The sequence below is a fragment of the Pseudoalteromonas sp. SG43-5 genome, assembly GCF_014164345.1.
Lineage (GTDB): Bacteria > Pseudomonadota > Gammaproteobacteria > Enterobacterales > Alteromonadaceae > Pseudoalteromonas > Pseudoalteromonas distincta.
This window is the reverse complement of record NZ_JACJFA010000002.1, coordinates 68,565-85,981: the sequence shown is the minus strand read 5'-3', so window position 1 is coordinate 85,981 and position 17,417 is coordinate 68,565. Positions and strand designations below refer to the sequence as shown.

Annotated in this window: 15 protein-coding genes; 9 read left to right on the top strand and 6 right to left on the bottom strand. The window is 37.6% G+C overall.

The window, feature by feature from the left end; translation table 11 throughout:
* Positions 1–127: 127 nt before the first annotated feature.
* The 3 genes from H5161_RS02710 to H5161_RS02700 form a co-directional block, all read right to left on the bottom strand.
* On the bottom strand, positions 128–1,726 hold the full coding sequence (locus H5161_RS02710; protein WP_076914907.1) for an ABC-F family ATPase: 1,599 nt from the start codon (positions 1,724–1,726) through the stop codon (positions 128–130).
* Positions 1,727–2,019: 293 nt separating this feature from the next.
* Positions 2,020–2,760 carry an ABC transporter substrate-binding protein gene (locus tag H5161_RS02705; RefSeq protein WP_182768629.1) on the bottom strand — a complete coding sequence of 247 codons (741 nt, stop codon included), beginning with the start codon at positions 2,758–2,760 and terminating at the stop codon, positions 2,020–2,022.
* 13 nt (positions 2,761–2,773) lie between these two features.
* On the bottom strand, positions 2,774–3,514 hold the full coding sequence (locus tag H5161_RS02700; RefSeq protein WP_182715917.1) for an ABC transporter substrate-binding protein: 741 nt from the start codon (positions 3,512–3,514) through the stop codon (positions 2,774–2,776).
* 334 nt (positions 3,515–3,848) lie between these two features.
* On the opposite strand from H5161_RS02700, the gene H5161_RS02695 reads away from it, so the two are divergent.
* The 6 genes from H5161_RS02695 to H5161_RS02670 all read left to right on the top strand — a co-directional run bounded on the left by H5161_RS02695 (position 3,849) and on the right by H5161_RS02670 (position 8,626).
* Positions 3,849–4,445, top strand: a complete 597-nt coding sequence (locus H5161_RS02695) for a bifunctional 2-polyprenyl-6-hydroxyphenol methylase/3-demethylubiquinol 3-O-methyltransferase UbiG (RefSeq protein ID WP_182720980.1) — start codon at positions 3,849–3,851, stop codon at positions 4,443–4,445.
* Complete coding sequence (locus H5161_RS02690) at positions 4,442–5,590, top strand: HNH endonuclease (RefSeq protein ID WP_182720981.1); 1,149 nt, start codon at positions 4,442–4,444, stop codon at positions 5,588–5,590. Before H5161_RS02695 ends, H5161_RS02690 begins: the two co-directional genes overlap by 4 nt.
* Before the next feature lie 500 nt (positions 5,591–6,090).
* A complete protein-coding gene (locus H5161_RS02685) occupies positions 6,091–6,786 on the top strand; it encodes a hypothetical protein (RefSeq protein ID WP_182720982.1) in 696 nt (231 codons plus the stop codon).
* Positions 6,783–7,697 (top strand): hypothetical protein, encoded by a 915-nt coding sequence (locus H5161_RS02680; RefSeq protein ID WP_182720983.1) that lies wholly within the window; start codon positions 6,783–6,785, stop codon positions 7,695–7,697. The genes H5161_RS02685 and H5161_RS02680 overlap by 4 nt, the downstream gene beginning before the upstream one ends.
* On the top strand, positions 7,690–8,040 hold the full coding sequence (locus tag H5161_RS02675) for an STAS-like domain-containing protein (RefSeq protein ID WP_182720984.1): 351 nt from the start codon (positions 7,690–7,692) through the stop codon (positions 8,038–8,040). The genes H5161_RS02680 and H5161_RS02675 overlap by 8 nt, the downstream gene beginning before the upstream one ends.
* 16 nt (positions 8,041–8,056) lie before the next feature.
* Positions 8,057–8,626, top strand: a complete 570-nt coding sequence (locus H5161_RS02670; protein ID WP_182720985.1) for a hypothetical protein — start codon at positions 8,057–8,059, stop codon at positions 8,624–8,626.
* A 99-nt stretch (positions 8,627–8,725) separates the two neighbouring features.
* On the opposite strand, the gene H5161_RS02665 is transcribed toward H5161_RS02670, so the two are convergent.
* The 3 genes from H5161_RS02665 to H5161_RS02655 form a co-directional block, all read right to left on the bottom strand.
* Positions 8,726–10,153: a hypothetical protein gene (locus H5161_RS02665; protein ID WP_182720986.1), complete on the bottom strand. Its 1,428-nt coding sequence runs from the start codon at positions 10,151–10,153 to the stop codon at positions 8,726–8,728.
* 22 nt (positions 10,154–10,175) lie between these two features.
* Positions 10,176–13,313, bottom strand: coding sequence for a DUF3427 domain-containing protein (locus H5161_RS02660; protein WP_182768628.1), 3,138 nt, complete (start codon positions 13,311–13,313; stop codon positions 10,176–10,178).
* A 500-nt stretch (positions 13,314–13,813) separates the two neighbouring features.
* Positions 13,814–14,818 carry a nuclease-related domain-containing protein gene (locus tag H5161_RS02655; RefSeq protein WP_182768627.1) on the bottom strand — a complete coding sequence of 335 codons (1,005 nt, stop codon included), beginning with the start codon at positions 14,816–14,818 and terminating at the stop codon, positions 13,814–13,816.
* A gap of 362 nt (positions 14,819–15,180) precedes the next feature.
* On the opposite strand from H5161_RS02655, the gene H5161_RS02650 reads away from it, so the two are divergent.
* From H5161_RS02650 to H5161_RS02640, 3 genes are all read left to right on the top strand, one after another.
* Positions 15,181–15,507: a helix-turn-helix domain-containing protein gene (locus H5161_RS02650; protein ID WP_029750805.1), complete on the top strand. Its 327-nt coding sequence runs from the start codon at positions 15,181–15,183 to the stop codon at positions 15,505–15,507.
* On the top strand, positions 15,491–15,874 hold the full coding sequence (locus tag H5161_RS02645) for a HipA N-terminal domain-containing protein (protein WP_259398668.1): 384 nt from the start codon (positions 15,491–15,493) through the stop codon (positions 15,872–15,874). The genes H5161_RS02650 and H5161_RS02645 overlap by 17 nt, the downstream gene beginning before the upstream one ends.
* A 197-nt stretch (positions 15,875–16,071) precedes the next feature.
* Positions 16,072–17,145: a HipA domain-containing protein gene (locus H5161_RS02640; RefSeq protein ID WP_259398667.1), complete on the top strand. Its 1,074-nt coding sequence runs from the start codon at positions 16,072–16,074 to the stop codon at positions 17,143–17,145.
* The last annotated feature ends 272 nt before the right edge of the window (positions 17,146–17,417 follow it).

Sequence of the window (17,417 nt, the reverse complement as noted above, 5' to 3'; positions counted from 1 at the left end):
CCTCTTAACCTCTTAGTGAATTATTTATTTAAGCCTTTATTAATTAATTTTATAGTTAAACTCAAATTCCACACATAAAAAAACGGCGCTAAATTTAGCACCGTTTTTATAAGTAATAAGAAAAAGTTTACGCTTTTTTCTCTTCACAACTTGCTAGGTATTCGTCAAACGTACCTTGGAAGTCGATTACTTTTTTATCTTTAATATCAATGATACGTGTAGCTAATGACGAAACAAACTCACGGTCATGGCTTACAAAAATAAGCGTACCTTGGAAATCTTTTAACGCATTATTAAGCGCTTCAATGGCTTCCATATCCATGTGGTTAGTTGGTTCGTCCATAACAAGCACGTTAACGTCTTGCATCATTAACTTACCAAATAACAGGCGATTTTTTTCACCACCAGAACAGTTACGCGCTTTTTTGTTTGAATCGTCTGCTGTAAACAACAAACGGCCTAACATGCCACGAACCATTAAATCGTTGTGCTTAGCTGTACGCCATTGCGACATCCAATCAAACAACGTTAAATCGTTATCAAAATCTTTAGTGCTGTCTTGCGGGCAGTAACCAAAGCTCGCATTTTCAGACCATTTAATTTCGCCTTCGTTACTTTTAAGCTCGTCTACTAAACAGCGTAAAAATGTAGTTTTACCCACACCATTTTCGCCAATTACAGCAAGCTTAGCGCCAGCTTCAAGTAAAAAGTCGCCGCCGCTAAATAACGTTTCGCCATCAAAACCATGGCCAAGCTTATTAACTTCAAGCGCCTGACGATACATTTTTTTACCTTCGTCAAACGAAAGCGATGGGCTCATACGGCTTGAAGATTTAACTTCATCAAGCTTAATTTTATCCATTTTTTTAGCGCGCGAACTTGCTTGTTTAGCTTTAGAAGCGTTAGCACCAAAACGGTTAACAAAGTCTTGTAGCTCGTCAATTTCAGCGCTCTTTTTAGCATTTTCAGCTAAAAGTTGCTCGCGTTGTAAGCCCGCAGCTTCTAAAAATTTCTCATAGTTACCAGGGTAAATACGCAGCTCACCGTAATCAATATCGGCCATGTGTGTACATACCGAGTTTAAAAAGTGACGGTCATGCGAAATAATAATCATCGTACATTTACGTTTGTTAAGCTCGTTAGCAAGCCACGTAATTGTATGAATATCCAAGTTATTGGTAGGCTCATCAAGTAGCAAAATGTCAGGGTTTGCAAATAACGCCTGTGCTAAAAGCACACGTAGTTTCCAACCTGGGGCAACGTTTGCCATTAAACCGTAATGAAATTCTTTATCGATACCCGCTTCAAGCAAAATTTCTTCAGCGCGGCTTTCTGCCGTGTAACCGTCCATTTCAGCAAATACACTTTCAAGATCGGCAACTTTCATACCGTCTTCTTCGCTCATTTCTGGTAAAGAGTAAATACGTTCGCGTTCTTGCTTTACTTTCCAAAGCTCCACGTCGCCCATAATTACCGCGTCTACAACGCTGTATTGCTCAAAAGCAAACTGGTCTTGGCTTAGGTTACCTACTTTTAACCCTGGAGTAATAGATACATTACCCGCACTTGGAACAAGCGCACCGCTTAAAATTTTCATGAAAGTCGACTTGCCGCAGCCGTTAGCGCCAATTAAACCGTAACGGTTACCGTTACCAAATTTAGCTGAAATGTTTTCAAACAACGGCTCTGCGCCAAACTGCATCGTAATATTTGCGGTGGAGATCAAAAAAGGTAATCCTAGATTAGTACTGACAGGAGTACGCTGCAGCAAAACGCCACAAACAAGAACCAGACAATAGGGTAAATTAGCTGGCGAATTATACAGATCAGCCACAACGAATGAAAGATAAAAGGCAGCTAATTTATAACCAAGTAAAAATAACGGCAATTCTCGGTTTTAAGTCACTATTTTTAGCATAAGTGGCGTTAGGTTTACCTATAACAGGAATATAAATAACCACTATCGCCAATAACATTAAATAAGTGTTGCAGCCAAATAGCCACGTTATTGCCCATGCTTTAATGCACAGGCTGATAAATTAACTTTATAGCGGCCGCATTTTTGATAATTAGTTGATTAACAGTCGCCACGTCATCAAGAGTTAGCGACTCCTTGCTTAGCATAAAATGCACATTGTTAACGTTAATCGGTGTAGTAGTTTTTACCTGCGAAATTGAGGAGTGTTTTTTTACAAAGTACTGCGCAACCACGGAGTCTTCAATAACATAGTCGATTCGTTTTTTATCCAACATGCTAAATCGATTATTTGCTTGAGCTGTAAGCACGACCTGTTTTGAATATTTGGTTTTGAGTTGTTCAAGCTCATCACCAAAAAAGCTTCCTCGGTTAATACCTGCTGTAAAATCTTGACTAAAAAGATCAGCTAAGCTGGTTACATCAGGCGAGTCTTTATGTTTATAAAGATGCATAACTTCTTCGCGGTAGGGCAAACTAAAGTGCGCATATTGTGCGCGTTTTTTTGTGTAACTTGCCGCGTAGGTCATATCTACTCGGCCATTTTTAAGCTCAGCTTGAACACGCGAAAAACTCGGAAAATAAGTCCATTTAATACAAAATTTTGAATCTTTAAAAATAGCGTTAACAGCATCCACTTCTGCGCCTAAAAATGTATCACCTTGTTTAACAAGGTAAGGCGGCCAATTAGTTTCATTAGTGCCCATTACTAATGTTTTTGAACACGCAAGGGCATTAAAGTGAGTAAATAGCAGTGTAGTAAATGCTAAAAATAAAGTTTTCATTACACTCCTTAAATTAGTGTTCAAACAACGCTTTAAGTGCTGTTTTATTTTTGTTTATATATTCATTAATTACCGCAAGCTCAGTAACCGACACCGTTTGTTTGCTAAACATTAAATAAATATCGTCTTTATTTACATGCTCAATATTGGTTACTAATTTGATATTTGAGCCTTTTTTGGCAAAATAAGCCCCCACTAACTCGTCTTCAATAGCAAAATCAATACGTTGTTTATTAAGCATTTCAAAGCGTTTACTGGTTGCACTGGTGTATTCAATCTGCTTTTTATATTTAGTTTTATATTGTTCAAACTCCTCGCCGTAATAGCTTCCAAAGTTAGCGCCAACAATAAAGCCTTGTTTAAAAATGTCTTCGAGGTTTTTAACACTATGCTGATTATTTTTGTTTTCGTATAAGCGCATAACCTCAGTTCGGTAGTTATCACTAAAGTGCACATATTTAGCGCGCTCGTCTGTATAACTTGCAGCCCATCCTAAATCAATACGGCCGTATTTAAGCTCAATAAAAGCCCGCTTAGAATTTGGCAGTAACTTAACTTCAAAACAAAAAGGGGAGTCAGCAAATATAATGTTAAGCGCATCAACCTCCAAGCCTTGCAGCTTACCGTTAATGCCCATTACATAAGGCGGCCAAAAAGCATCGTGCGATGCTACGCTAAAGGTTCTTTCACAAGCAAATACATTAAATGGAGCCGTAAACAGCAAACATAAAAATACGGTAATTAATTTATTCATTGCGCCTCATAGTTATTATTTTTGCTTATTATTACAACAGTATAAACCAGCTTTTGTATTTTAGCGGCGCGGGCTTGTGTAAAGATGTAAAAACCATCCGTAATTATGAGAATGCCCAGTATGCAGGTGTTTATAGAAAGGTGGTTGTATTTTATATTTTATACAGCGTGTGTCACTCAGCATCAGTGCTTAATAACAATGGCGTATTAATTTAAAAATTTCTACTTATTAAGCCTATATTTAATGCGCTTGTTCCTGTAGATTAAACAAATAATGAATGCAGTATTAACAGTACCTTAGCTGTTAAACGATTAGCCAAGGAGCGGTGAGTCTCGTGTCAAACACCACACTTACTTATTACAACCAAAACGCCAAAGCTTTTAGCGACTCAACACTTAACGTTGATATGTCGGCGCTTTATGCTGAGTTTTTACCTCACGTTGCACAACACGGTAGTATTTTAGATGCCGGTTGTGGCAGTGCGCGCGATGCCGCATTTTTTAAAGCGCAAGGTTTTACCGTGAGTGCATTTGATGCAAGCCCAGAGTTGGCAGAGTTGGCAAGCAGTTACTTACAACAACCTGTAGCGGTTAAAGCATTCCAAGAGCTAAATAGTGTAAATCAATACGACGGGATTTGGTGCTGCGCTAGTTTATTACACGTTCCAAAAGCTGAGTTACCGCAGGTGTTTTTAAACCTACAACGTGCGCTTAAACCGAATGGCGTTTTATATGTGTCGTTTAAATATGGCGATACAGAGCGTGTGCATAATGGTCGTGAATTTACCGATTTAAACGAAAATGCTTTAACGCTTTTACTTAGCCATACGCAGCTAAAAGCCATTAAACAATGGCAAAGTGTTGACAAGCGCCCAGAGCGCGAAAGCGAAGTGTGGCTAAATGCGCTTATTAAAGTAGTGCACGTTTTATGATTGGAGCAATGCAGCAACAACTCGACTTTATTGCATATATTCAGCGAATGTTAGTTGAAGGTGAATTCACAGCTACTTACAAATATGCATTGTTACATGCAATTGCTGATGTGTGTGTAGAGCATAAAAATAGTAATCCCGAAGCCCCAATGGAAATTGAAATCGACACTTTGGTTGATAAATTTATTCAACTGTATTGGAATCATTCAGTGCCATATGCATTGGGCACAACAGATATAATAACCAATGCCGAAGATATGTTACTTAAGCAAAATAGCTTAGGCCAAGCAAAGTTCATTACCGAGATATTTAAGCTGCAAAATGCAGGTATTAAAAGTTATAACGCATTCAAAAATCATCAGCAATACAGCAAAGTAATAAGCTCATTACGGCGTACATTTATTGATGGGCCTCTTTGGCGCTTGCAGTTACTTTCGGGAAAAGAAGAGTGCTTTTTATATCCTCATACACTTTTAGGTAAAGGTAGAGAGCCAAAGCGAATTGTTTTAAATGTAGGTATTGCTCAGTGCTTTAGGCGTTTTTACGATTTGGTTGTGCATCTTAGTGTTACTGAATGGGTAGAAAAAGTACAAACAATAAAAGCGAATCAAACGTTATTGGGATCGCAAAGCCAGCTACAAGAATTTTTGTTTGGTACTAACAGAACTGCTTTAAAAGTAGTTGCGCCGCTGCTTATTGATATTCAAAAAGGGCTTTGCTTTTATTGCCAAAAGCCAATGAACCTAAAAAACGAAAAAGAAACTAAAAAAACACCAGAGGTCGACCATTTTATTCCGTTTAAGCGCTATCCAAACGACTTAGCTCATAACTTTGTTGCTGCGCATGCTGATTGTAATAACAATAAGCGAGACCACCTCGCAGCATTCGCTCACCGCGACCGCTGGCTAGAACAAAACCTCGATACGCATAAAGCCGAAATTGCCAATAAACTCCAACCTTACTTTTATTGTGATTCAGATAAGTCACTTGCAGTCAGTAATTGGGCATATCAGGTTGCGCAGGTTAACAGTGCAAAGTTATGGGTAAAAAAAGGTTATTTTGAAGAGGCGGCTAGTTTTAAATATCAGCAACCAAGTGCAGGGCTGGATTTAGTAGCTGAAGAAAAGCCAAGGTATGACGTTTAATACAGAATTTGTAGTTCGTGCTGTAGGCATGAGTTTATCGCGCTTTAATTTGTAGGCGCTGAGCTTGCTCGCGCGAAAAGCGAAGCTTTTAAATTTCGGTGTAATTAATGCGTAGGTGCGATTTTATATCGCGCTCATAAGTTGTTTTTTACTTCGGATTCAAGGGATTAAAAACCTCTATTCGAGGTTATATCGCGTTGGCGATGGCAACCAAAGGACGGCTGCCGCCTACCGCCCTTTGGAATCCCACGGCGCACCCGAGGATCACACTGTAGCTTCAACTTACGTTAATGATGTGAACGTAACCAGCGTAGATAGGCCATCCGTGGCCAAGCTACGCTTTGTACAGCATCCATGCTGTAAATTACTCATCATTAACTAAGTTTCAGGTGTGATCACGGGGAATTGGAGTGTTTTTGTATTTTTCTGAATTTCTAAAAAATATAGTATTGATTTTAGAGGCTAACCTTTGAATTGTTACGCCATAGACTGAGGAATTAATGTATAGAATTGAAGAGTGTTTGTGCTTTTTATCCAATAGCGCAATCAAGGACTGGAATAATTTTGATTTTAGCAAATATCCAATTCCGACTAAGGATAGCCCTATTTTGATGATTAATAGTCAATCTGAAAACAGCTATGGCAAATTAATTGAAGAAAAGTTTTTATATGGCAGGGTAGATGGCTATTTCCTTTTCCTCCAATACCTTAAAGATACTGTCAAGCAGTCATTACCTCGCCATATTGATTTAGCACTGAGTGAAGCTTTTAATAACATTCAAAAATACGCATATGAAGGAATGGCTAAAACTGAAAAGTATAAATTTTTTTGGTTTCTGTTCCGTTCTGAGCAGTTTGATAAAAAAATAACTACGGACTTCGTTATATATGACCGTGGACAGGGTATACTTGAAGCATTCTCGAAGCAAAATATAAAAGAGCCTTGTGAAATCATCACTCATGCAATGCAGTCAGGTAATTCATGTAAAAAGCAGTGGGGAGGTAGTGGATCTGGTGGAATATTAACACCGCTCAGGTTAAAAAATTGTCTCTTAATTGAGGTGATTAGCGGCACTGGTGCAGTGGAATTTAAAGGCCCTTTTTGTGAGGAAAATGAAAATTCTTTAATATTTAGTAACTTTAGCCCTTCGGGGAATATTAAAGGAACTTTGATTAGGTGGTATTTTGAGCAATGAAGTTAGAATTTACAACAATAAAAGCACCTGTGAAACTTTGTTTATATGACACTATTTCTCGTGGGAAAACTCTTTCTTTCTTAAATGATTGCGACAAAGCTGCTTTACAACAAAATAAACCTATAATAATAGATTTAAAGCATTTAGAATTTTACAGTGCATCGGCATCTGTACTATTACTATCTTCTATTCACAGGATAAGATTTTGTGGTTCTTACAAAAATGTAAGATTAAATGTAAAAATCATTCCACCTTTAGAGCCTAAAATAAAAGGTTTATTTTCTTCAACAGGCCTTCTGACTGCTATGAATGGTATTAGTGCCGACAGCTTTGAACAGTTGTATTTTATAGGTAGTAATTATCTTACAGGTAACGATCCAATAACTGATATGGGAAAATTAGTTAGGCATATTTGTGATAAATATATGCTTGATAAATTACCTAAAAGACTCTCTGCTGCTATCAATGAGGGGATGCTGAATGTTCTGCATCATGCATATACTAAAGATTACCATAATTTTTTGTATAGGCGTTGGTGGTCATGTGTTCAAATAGTAGAAGATGAGTCCGGATCTAAACACCTACAATGCATTATTCTTGATAGAGGTGTTGGTATTGTTAATAATATAAAAAAAGGTTTTCCAGAGAGTAGTCATAAATGGCAACTAGATGAGAATTCAGCCTTAACCTATGCTATGGAGCAAGGTATTTCTTCGACACGTATAAGTGGTCGTGGTCAGGGCTCTGAAGATATGAAACATCCAATATTATCTGAGAATAATACAGATTATTTTACTGTGATTAGCTCTAAAGTAGAGGTTAGATTCGAGAATGACGATATTTATTGCCATTCATACCCTAACACTATAGGTGCAACAATAATTGAATGGAGTTTGCAATTTTATGAGTAATAGCAACATTATTTATTTAAAAGACTTTAGCCTAATACCTTTTGGTAGGTATAAATCAGATGGCCCCCACAGTGGTGAAGAGTTCAGGAAAGATCGCCTGCTTAATGCTCTAAATGAATTTGATAAAGTTACTGTAATTCTCGATGATATCGAGGTGGAGCTAAGCTCTTCATTTTTGGAAGAAACCTTTGGTGGGCTAATAAGAGTCGAAGGACTGACCTACGATAAACTAAGGGAAAATCTTACAATTGAGTCAGCTGATTCATATGATGTTGATAGAGCGTGGCGGTATATCAAAGAGGCAGCGAGTAACCAGCAAGGTTCAGCTGCTATAAATAGATAAATTATTAGAGTCTAATTTGCTAGTATTATTAATTTCTATAATCGGTTGGTGTGTTGTTTTTGCTATTTCTTTAGTTAATTCAACACGTGCTGAGGCTAAAGATGTTCTTAAAGAATATAATGAACAGATTCATAAATTAGCTGATCGAGTTTGTAACTTTTGGGATAGTATAACTTTATCCGAATTAGATAAACAATTGAGAGAATGGCAACATTTTGAACAGGTAAATGTAACTAAAGTTAAATTATTAAGGCAAGAGTTGGAAGGCAATTTTAATATTAACTGGAATAATGATACTACCTATAAAACTTTTTTAGAGTCAATAGAAGTTATGGACTTACAAAGTATTAAATTTATGATTTCAAATAATACTTTGACTAACTTTAAAGCTGAGCGAACAAGCAAAATAATAGCTTATACAGAAATACTTTACAAAGAAGGAAAGGATGGGTTTTACTTAGCGTTTCCAATTGCGCATATTTCTTTAAAAAAGTTATTTAATGTTGGATTATTAGCTTTGGTCCTGCTTCCACCGCCTCTAATATTTTTTCATTTTTTTATACTTCAAATTTACAACTTGAAATAGTTAAATTTTTCAATGTTTTGATATGTGTACAGGCTTTTTAACCATTGTTAATTTAGTAGTATTAGCAATGGTGTCCTAGTGCTTACATCTTTGATAAATTTAAGATTTCAAATCCTTACTTAACTCTTCAATTAAGTTGTGTGTAAAGGGCCATGGAATTCCACCTTTACGAGTTAGCTCCCTTAAATCGGGAGTAATTCTTTCAATATTCTTTGCTGCAGTTTGGTATTGTCTATTCTGTTTTTGAACTTCTAATTTTAATAATTCCAATCGTATTTTTTCATTATTTAAATCGTCCTTCTGAGCACTTATTGAATCAATAATGTCTTGTTTTTCAGATACTATATTTTGTAATTCATCTCTTTTTTTATATAGTTGGATTATTTCTGATCTTATTTCTAATTTCGTTAAGGATAATTCAGAGACTTGATTTTGAAGGCTCTCATTGAAATTAGATATTAAAAATACTTTTTGTTTTTCGACAAAATCATAAACTTCTTTTTTACTTTGTTCGATTTTAAATTTCTTTGCGAGCTCTAAACTTTTGATATCTTCCAATAGCTTCTTTTGCTTATTTATTAAGTCTTGGTTTTTTACATTTAGCTCGTTTCTCAGTCTAATTTCATAAGCATCAATTTCATTTTTTATATTTGATCGTTCAGATATATTTTGATTGACCTGAAATAGTTCTTCCGTAGCATATTTAATATTCTCTACAAGTCTTTTATATTTTATCCTGTACGTATTACGAATTTTTGATTCGTCTTTTTTTACAATTACCTCAAGATTATTTTTAGTATATGATAAATCACGTAATTGCTCTTTTAGAAACGTTACTGCTGAGTATAAGCTTCTCTTTTCTTGTTCGTATTTATTTAAAAACTCCCTTCTTTCAAACATTAAATCTTTAATTGATTGACGTTCATGTGCATGGCACAGCTCTCCTATAAATCCAGCAGGAGCAATACTCAGCCATTTTGCATTTGAGTTTTCAAATAAATCATTCACTTCGTCTAATGTTATTACTTCAGAGGTAGGAATAAAATTACTAAAGTCGAATTCTATTGCGTTCTTATTTAACCTTTTATACTCGCTGATTTTATCAGTTCCACAGAAGTGAGACACCGCGATTTCAATTAAAATTTGCTCACCCTTTGAATAACCAATTACGTCAGGAATTCGTCTAGAATTATCAATAGGAGTTTCAATATCAACATTATCAAAAATAAGTGTGAAGCTGTAAGGATCAAAATTACCAATTGGTATTGTTAGCTTTTTATTATTATTAAGTACTTCTTTAGCTAATAAGTGAAGCTCTGTTTCGTAGCTCCATTTACAGTGTTTTGCTTTTTGATCATCTGGAGCATGGGCGAAATGGTTTGCTTGTATAGCTCCTTTTTTGGCAATTAACTGTGCTCCGCAATCAACGCAAGTACAATTACATTTTAGACCTCTTTGAACATCATCAATACTCGTGATCCAGTTTTGCTCATTGTATGCCCTCGTCATTTTATAGTTATGGCTCATAAAATATCCTCATTACAATTTATCACCCAACTGCTAACTTCCCAGCCCCATGCCACATTTCACTTGGCATGGGGCTTGTTAATTCCCACGTTATATTCATTGGCTGGCTGCCGTTATGGCTTTGGTATTTAACCTCGCCGTAGTTTACAAAACCCATAGTTCGGCCATTTTCGTCTTTGCCTTGTTCGCGCACAAATAACAAGATGGTTTTGCCTGTTTGTTGGTGTTCAATATAGCTTAGACCGCGTCCGTGTTCTGGTCGTGAGTTATTTTGGCTTTGCCAATGGAACAGGGTCGGGCTGATTGCGTAGTCGTGATAAAGTGTCGTGGGTGAGTAAGTCTTCTCGCATTTATTTAGAGTTACAAAAAGCAGAATAATCTTCTGTTCTTCGATAACTAATACTCCCTCGCGAGCAGGTGACTTTTGCTCAAGCGTGTGGATGCCAAACGCGGCCAATATTTGTTGGCGGGTGTAGCGACTGTGTAATTTTATTGCGTGGTTAGGTAGGCACGCTAAATCACTTTCTTGTTGGTGAATACGGTTTATTAATAGCGTAATTACTTGCGTAAGTTCGTACTGTAGCTCTTTGTGTTTAAGTACTTTTAAGCTTTGTTCAAGCGTTTTAAATCCTAAACTTATACCTGTGGTATCCCAAAAGTTGTAATGCGCTATAAGCGCATACTGTTGATTTTGCGCTGTGGGCGTAAAACTAAAGTCGTTGTTACATAAATTACGTAAAAAGCATAAGTAGCTAAGGGAATCACAAGCGAATAGTTGATTGTTTATTGCTCGATAATACGCGGCGTAAATATCGGCTTGCTCTACGGGTATACCTGAGCTATTTAGTGAGTTCCATCCGCCACGTTTATAGATATCTTCTAGAGTCACTTGAGGATAAATGTACAGAAAATTCCCTAGAGTTAATTCCTTATCCGTATGTTGAGAGTAACTATTTATAAGCTTTATTAAGCGATCTCTAGTATTAATAGCATCTCTAATATTCTTTAGTATCGTTTTTTGTGTGCGTTTTTGTAGCTCTATACGGCAACCTAGCGGTAAATGCGGGAAGTTGTTTTCAATCTCGGTTTTTATAGGCTGGTTACTTTTACCAATGAGTGCGCGAAATTTACTGGCAAAGTCGTATTCTGGGCGAGCATTACCTACAAAGTCGAGCACGGTGCAGCATTGCTTTTGACTGTTGTCGGGCAGGCGCAAACCACGGCCTAGTTGCTGTAAAAACAGCGTTAAGCTTTCAGTCGGACGTAAAAATAGTAGGGTATCGACCTCTGGAATATCGACACCTTCGTTAAAAATATCAACCACGCAAAGTATTTGTATTTCGCCTTGGCGAAGTGCTTGTTGTTTGGCCGCGCGCTCATTAGTGTTTTTACTGGTCAGTACATCGGCGTTTATACCCGCTAAGTTAAATTTTTCCGCCATAAATACAGCGTGATCTTGGCCTACACAAAACGCGAGTGCTTTTATTGTGTGAACATTGGTTACGATATCAGCAAGACTCGATATAATTTTATTAGCGCGGCTGTTCTCTCCTGTATAAAGGTTACTTAGCTCGCTTATATCGTAACGGCCACCTCGCCATGTTATTTGGCTTAGGTCGGTGTCGTCATCCAATCCAAAATATTGAAATGGGCATAAATGGCGTTGATTTATAGCCTCTGGCAAACGTATTTCGGCGGCTATTACTCCGCAAAAATCATCGAGTATATTTGCGCCATCTTGTCGCTCTGGCGTGGCGGTTAAGCCAAGTAATATTGTGGGCTTAAAGTGATTTAAAATAGCGCGGTAACTTGCAGCACTAACGTGATGTACTTCGTCTATCACTATGTAGTCGTAGTAATCGTGAGTTAAATTGAGTGATGCAATTTGGCTGTTCAGCGTTTGGATTGACGCAAATAATTGGTTGTAGCGCTGTGGCTTATAGTTACCTACCCACAGCTCGCCAAAGTCGTTATTTTTAAGCACGCCACGGTAAGCGCTTTGCGCTTGTTTTAGTATTTCTTCACGGTGGGCTACAAACAAAAAGTGTGCGTTTGGGTTTTTATCGTAAACAGTTTTAAAATCGAACGCCGATATGATGGTTTTACCTGTGCCGGTTGCAGCAACCACTAAATTTTTAAAACGATTATGTACGCTGCGCTCAGCACTTAGCTTTTCTAAAATAGCGAGCTGATGCGTTTTTGGTGTTATATCAAAATAAAACTGACTGCTTGATTGCCCAACACCGCGTTGCTCGTTAAGTGAATTAATGAGCCTTTCCTTACACTCAACAGCGCCTGTAAATAGCTCGAAGTCTTTTGATTCCCAGTAGGTTTCAAACGTACTTTTGGTTTTAGCTATTATGTGCGGGATTTCCTGTGCGGTAATTTTTAAGTTCCACTCAAGGCCGCTGGTAAGCGCCGAATGCGATAAGTTAGACGAGCCAATATAGCCTGTATGAAAACCCGTATTGCGCATAAACAAATATGACTTTGCGTGTAGGCGTTCTTGCTGATTATTATAACTTAGCTTTACTTCGGTATTTGGTAGGTTTGCTAAAAACTCAACGGCTTTAGCATCCGTTGCGCCCATGTACGAAGTAGTAATAACTTTGAGCTTATTGCCGCTTTTGGTAAACGCTTCAAGCTCATTTTTAAAAATGCGCAGCCCCGTCCATTTTATAAATGAGACAAGCCAGTAAATAGTGTCGGACGATTTAATCTCGCGCTTTAGCTCGGTTTCGAGCGATATACCTGCATTAGCACCGCTAAATAACTCGCTTTGCGTAAGGCCTGTGAGTGGGAATATATCGCTTGAGTAATCTTTAAGATTAGCCGCAATAGGGTTTTGGGTATTAAACAGCGCGGTAAGTATTCGGCCTTGGCTGTCGATCAGGTTTTCGTTAATTAGTTCGTCATCACGAATGTGATCTTTAAGCCAAAGTACAAGGCTGTTAGCTAGGCTAATTTGTTCTTGTAGGCGCTCGTTTGAGTTGGGAATAGCATCGATTGCATGCGTTACAAGTTTACTTAAAAAGCGTGAAAGCCATGTTGCCGCTTCGGCCGTTTCAAGCTGGCGCTCGCCAACATAAAATTGATCACGATTTAAGTTTTGCTCAATTACTTGCGTAATTAACTGCTCGTAAATACCAATTTGCTGCATTAAAACCACTCCCTGTTTGCGAGTAGTTAGTTTACTTAAATACGGTACAGCTACAAGTAATAATCGACTAAGTTACTAGTAATTAAGTACAAACGTGTGAGTTAAGTATTAGCCGATAGAACAATCAAATGATGATGCTAAGAAATTATCCCCTTCAACTTCACCTGCAAACACATAATTAATGAGTAATTACCTCGCATGGATTCGAGGAAAGGGATGCTTGCACATGGATGTGCGTTCATCGCGTTTACGTTCATATTAATTATTTGTTTAAGGATAAGTGAAATTGAGGGGCGCCGAGAGATTCCAAAGAGAAGTCGGCGGTTACTTCTCTTTGGTTGCCATCGCCAACGCGATATAAGTAAATTATTTTAAAAGCTTCGCTTTTCGCGCGAGCAAGCTGAGCGCCTACAGGTGTTTAGGTGGGTTTTGTAGCGTTGATTGAGGTAATGAGCTAGTTACTAAAGAGAAAGCGCGATGTAAAATCACACCTACAAGTGCTAAAGCTTAATAGGCGTACTTATCTCACAATCTTTGCATACTAAAGAGTAATTTTCTTTACGTTTGCTTGTTTTAGTATTGATGCTTGAGCACTCAGGGCATGGTGATTTCATTGGTGTGTTTATACTGCAATTGCCGCATTTCACAAAGTAACCATAACGTCCGGAAAGAGGCTGTAAATTACTCGAACTATTACATTGCTTACAAGCTAATGTTATCTCTTTGATTAGATCAGTTTTAGGTTTTACTTGTTCAGTAATGGTTTGCTTGGTCGCTATTAAAGTATCATCGTAAACAGGTTCTGATTCGCTTATCTTTGCAGATACATATGAAGGCTCTTGTAAGATAGGTGATATATTTTGCTCTAAAATAAACTGGCAAATTCTATCCAGTGTTTCTTCACTGAACCACGGTCGAACGTTCGTTGTAAAAAGATGAAGCGGATTAGGTTTAGACGCAGGAAGCTTCATTATTTCGAGTAATTTATCAGTTATAAATTCTGATTTAACTAATCGATCTTCAATTGCTTTTGGTGTGTTTTTCCGGTTGATAATGGCGTTGCTCGATATGGCACAAATACTATGCCACTCTCTGCCACCAAAACCCTGTTGCAGCTTGCCAAATAATTTAGTGAGTAGCTTTGGTGCATTGTCGCGCATTAGGCTTTTTAATAGCTCTAGTTGTAATTCAACCTGTTTTATTGGCGATGGCATACCTTGCCAGTTGCCGCGATAACTGCGACTCCATTCTTGATGTTCATTAATCGTTACTTCGCCTGTAATGCTTTTAGATTCGATAAGAATAAAGCCATAGGTGTATGCGATTAGATGGTCTATTTGTGCGGTTTCGCCATTGTGTTTAAATTTTACATCGTTAAACACAAATACCTGACTATGATCTTTAAAGGCGCGGCGTAAATAAAAGGCAACGTCGAGCTCTTGCTTTTGACCTGCTTGTATTTTAGATGAGTTGCTGTTGATGAGGGTTTTATCTTTTAGAATCATGAGGCGTCCTTTCAATCATGTATTTGCTTAGAATATCATTGAAGTACCGAATAACAATACTGCTTAAGTTCAAAAAACGCGAGAGAAACTCCCACCTACAATTTAAAAGCTTCGCTTTTCGCGCGAGCAAGCTTCGCGCCTACAGGTGTTGAGCTTGGCTATTAAGCTCAAAATGTCATTAACTTCCCATAAGTAACTTATGTTTTACTTATGGGGTTGTGTTTTTATTTAACTTCCTATAAGTAAAGCAAGATTTACTTATAGGTAGTAAATATACGTTCAAACTTAAAAGTAAGTTATATTTGACTTTTGGGTAGGCTACCCTAAAATAAATTGTATAAGTAAACTATAGTTGACCTTTAATGAGTGAATTACCAGCAAAAAAAACACTTGGAAGAGTTGTTAAACGCACTGAAATGCCTGATCTATCAAAGCCGTTTTCGTCGGTGCGACTCGCTAAAGCGATTACTTCAAAGCGAACAGGCATGAAGCTTACATTGGTTGATGTATCGCAAGCACTTAATATTTCAAAGCCTACGCTGATAAAAATAGAAAAAGGTGATGTGAATGTGCAGTTTTTTAATGTACTCAAAGTGATGGAATACTTGGGGTTGTCGTTTAGCCTTGTCAGTGATGACGAGTCGCACCACAATAACAACGAAGAGGTGAGCGATGAGCAGTGGTATTAAAAAAAACAGCTTGGATGTATTTATTGGGCATACGCAGAAGATAGGTGCGATAGCCCTTGATATAGGCTCTGAAAATGAAATTGCATTTACCTATGAGCCTGAGTGGATTAATAAGGGTTTTGCTATTTCACCACACTTACCGCTCAATGGTGATTTTGACTCACGTGATGTGCGTAATTATTTACAAAACTTATTACCCGAGGGCAAAGGTCTTGATGAGATTATAAGTAGTACTACTATCTCTAAAAATAATACGTTTGGTTTGATTAAAGTAATTGGCGAGGAAACGTCAGGCGCTTTGTCGTTTAGAGCAAGTAACAGTACTTTAAAGCAAACATCTTTTCGTGAAGTAACTAGGGTCTATTGATCTTTGCGGATTAAAATTTGTCCAAACTAGGAGCTATTTAATCGCGACGCGAGCTTTGCAACCTAGTGGGCTAAGTAAAAACCGAGCAACAAAGAGTAAATAGCTCCTAGGAAGAACCCTTTGGGCAGCGCCTGTTTGGCATTAATGCTACGTTATCGCCCATTTATGGAGAATAACCACACTGCATAGGCTCTGCCTTGCCTAAATACCAAACAGGCTGCTGCAAATTTAACCTTGAAAGAACAGCAGACCCTAGTGACGAGCTAAGCCAAAAACTTAAACGCTTTGTACAAGTTGGCGAGCCAATTACTCATTGGGATGGCCGAACTCGGCTCTCTGTTGCTGGCGTTCAAGACAAACTAAACCTACTCGAAATCGATAGTAAATTAGGATTTGGTGAAGGGGAGCTATGTTCTAATAAAATTTTTAAATTTGAAACAGGTACCGCGCCTTTCATTGCAGTAAATGAACTTTTTACCATGCTTTTGGCAAAAGAGTCGGGGCTCAATGTTCCCCATGTTGAGTTGCGTACTTATGCAGATGTAAGAGTATTTGTAATAGATCGCTTTGATAGGCGCGTTACACAAGATCAAAACCGTGTATTACGTCGTCATATTATTGATGGTTGCCAAGCCACTAATTTACCTCCTTCTTATAAATATGAGCGTCAGCATGGTGATGATGGGGATGGTATTTATATTCGAGATGGCGTTTCTTTTGCAAAACTCTTTAATGTTAAAACAACGAATGTACAAGCGTATGAGGCTCAGCTTATTCGTTGGATGACATTTAATATTTTAGTACGTAATTACGATGCTCATGGCAAAAACATTAGTTTTTTTGTTGGTAAAAATGGTTTAGAGCTTACGCCGTTTTACGACTTGGTAAATATAGAGGCTATTATTGAGCAGGGAAGCATTGACCGTGATATGGGCTATTTACAGCCCAAAATATCAAGGTGTTATGCTATGTCAGTGGGTGAGCATAATTCGCAAAGTGCAGGCAATTTTACTAATGAGATTACAGCTTATATGTTAGCTGATTTTGCTGATGAATTTGCTATTTCACTACCACGGATGCAACTACTTATGAGTCAAACCGTTGACTCTGTATTAGCCGCAATTGATACGGCTAAAGTTTCTGCTGTTAAAAATAACTTGTCTACTGCTGAATTAGCACACATTGATTTGTGCATAAAAATAATTAATAAGGCTGCAAATAAGCTGAGTGAGCAAATAATACAACTACCAAATATGGATGCATTTATTTAAATATTAGAAAATAAATACATGCATTTTGAATAAGTAATTCATATTTTGGTTGCCAGCATCAACGCGATATTTGCAAATTAAAATTAAAAGCGCGAGATAAATTCCGGCTTACAATTTAAAAGCTACGCTTTTCGCGCGAGCAAGCTTCGCACCTACAGGTGTTGAGCTTGGCCTTATTTAAAAGCCAAAGCGCGATATGCAATCGCACCTACGCTTTTGTTAAGAGTGGTGTTTACATTAATGTAGGTGAGGTTTTATACCTCGCTTAAAAA

Coding starts and splice junctions, on each gene's coding strand:
- H5161_RS02675 (WP_182720984.1), top strand. CDS start 7,690: ATGAGTAATAGCAACATTATTTATTTAAAAGACTTTAGCCTAATACCT.
- H5161_RS02700 (WP_182715917.1), bottom strand. CDS start 3,514: ATGAATAAATTAATTACCGTATTTTTATGTTTGCTGTTTACGGCTCCA.
- H5161_RS02705 (WP_182768629.1), bottom strand. CDS start 2,760: ATGAAAACTTTATTTTTAGCATTTACTACACTGCTATTTACTCACTTT.
- H5161_RS02665 (WP_182720986.1), bottom strand. CDS start 10,153: ATGAGCCATAACTATAAAATGACGAGGGCATACAATGAGCAAAACTGG.
- H5161_RS02655 (WP_182768627.1), bottom strand. CDS start 14,818: ATGATTCTAAAAGATAAAACCCTCATCAACAGCAACTCATCTAAAATA.
- H5161_RS02650 (WP_029750805.1), top strand. CDS start 15,181: ATGAGTGAATTACCAGCAAAAAAAACACTTGGAAGAGTTGTTAAACGC.
- H5161_RS02660 (WP_182768628.1), bottom strand. CDS start 13,313: ATGCAGCAAATTGGTATTTACGAGCAGTTAATTACGCAAGTAATTGAG.
- H5161_RS02680 (WP_182720983.1), top strand. CDS start 6,783: ATGAAGTTAGAATTTACAACAATAAAAGCACCTGTGAAACTTTGTTTA.
- H5161_RS02690 (WP_182720981.1), top strand. CDS start 4,442: ATGATTGGAGCAATGCAGCAACAACTCGACTTTATTGCATATATTCAG.
- H5161_RS02645 (WP_259398668.1), top strand. CDS start 15,491: ATGAGCAGTGGTATTAAAAAAAACAGCTTGGATGTATTTATTGGGCAT.
- H5161_RS02685 (WP_182720982.1), top strand. CDS start 6,091: ATGTATAGAATTGAAGAGTGTTTGTGCTTTTTATCCAATAGCGCAATC.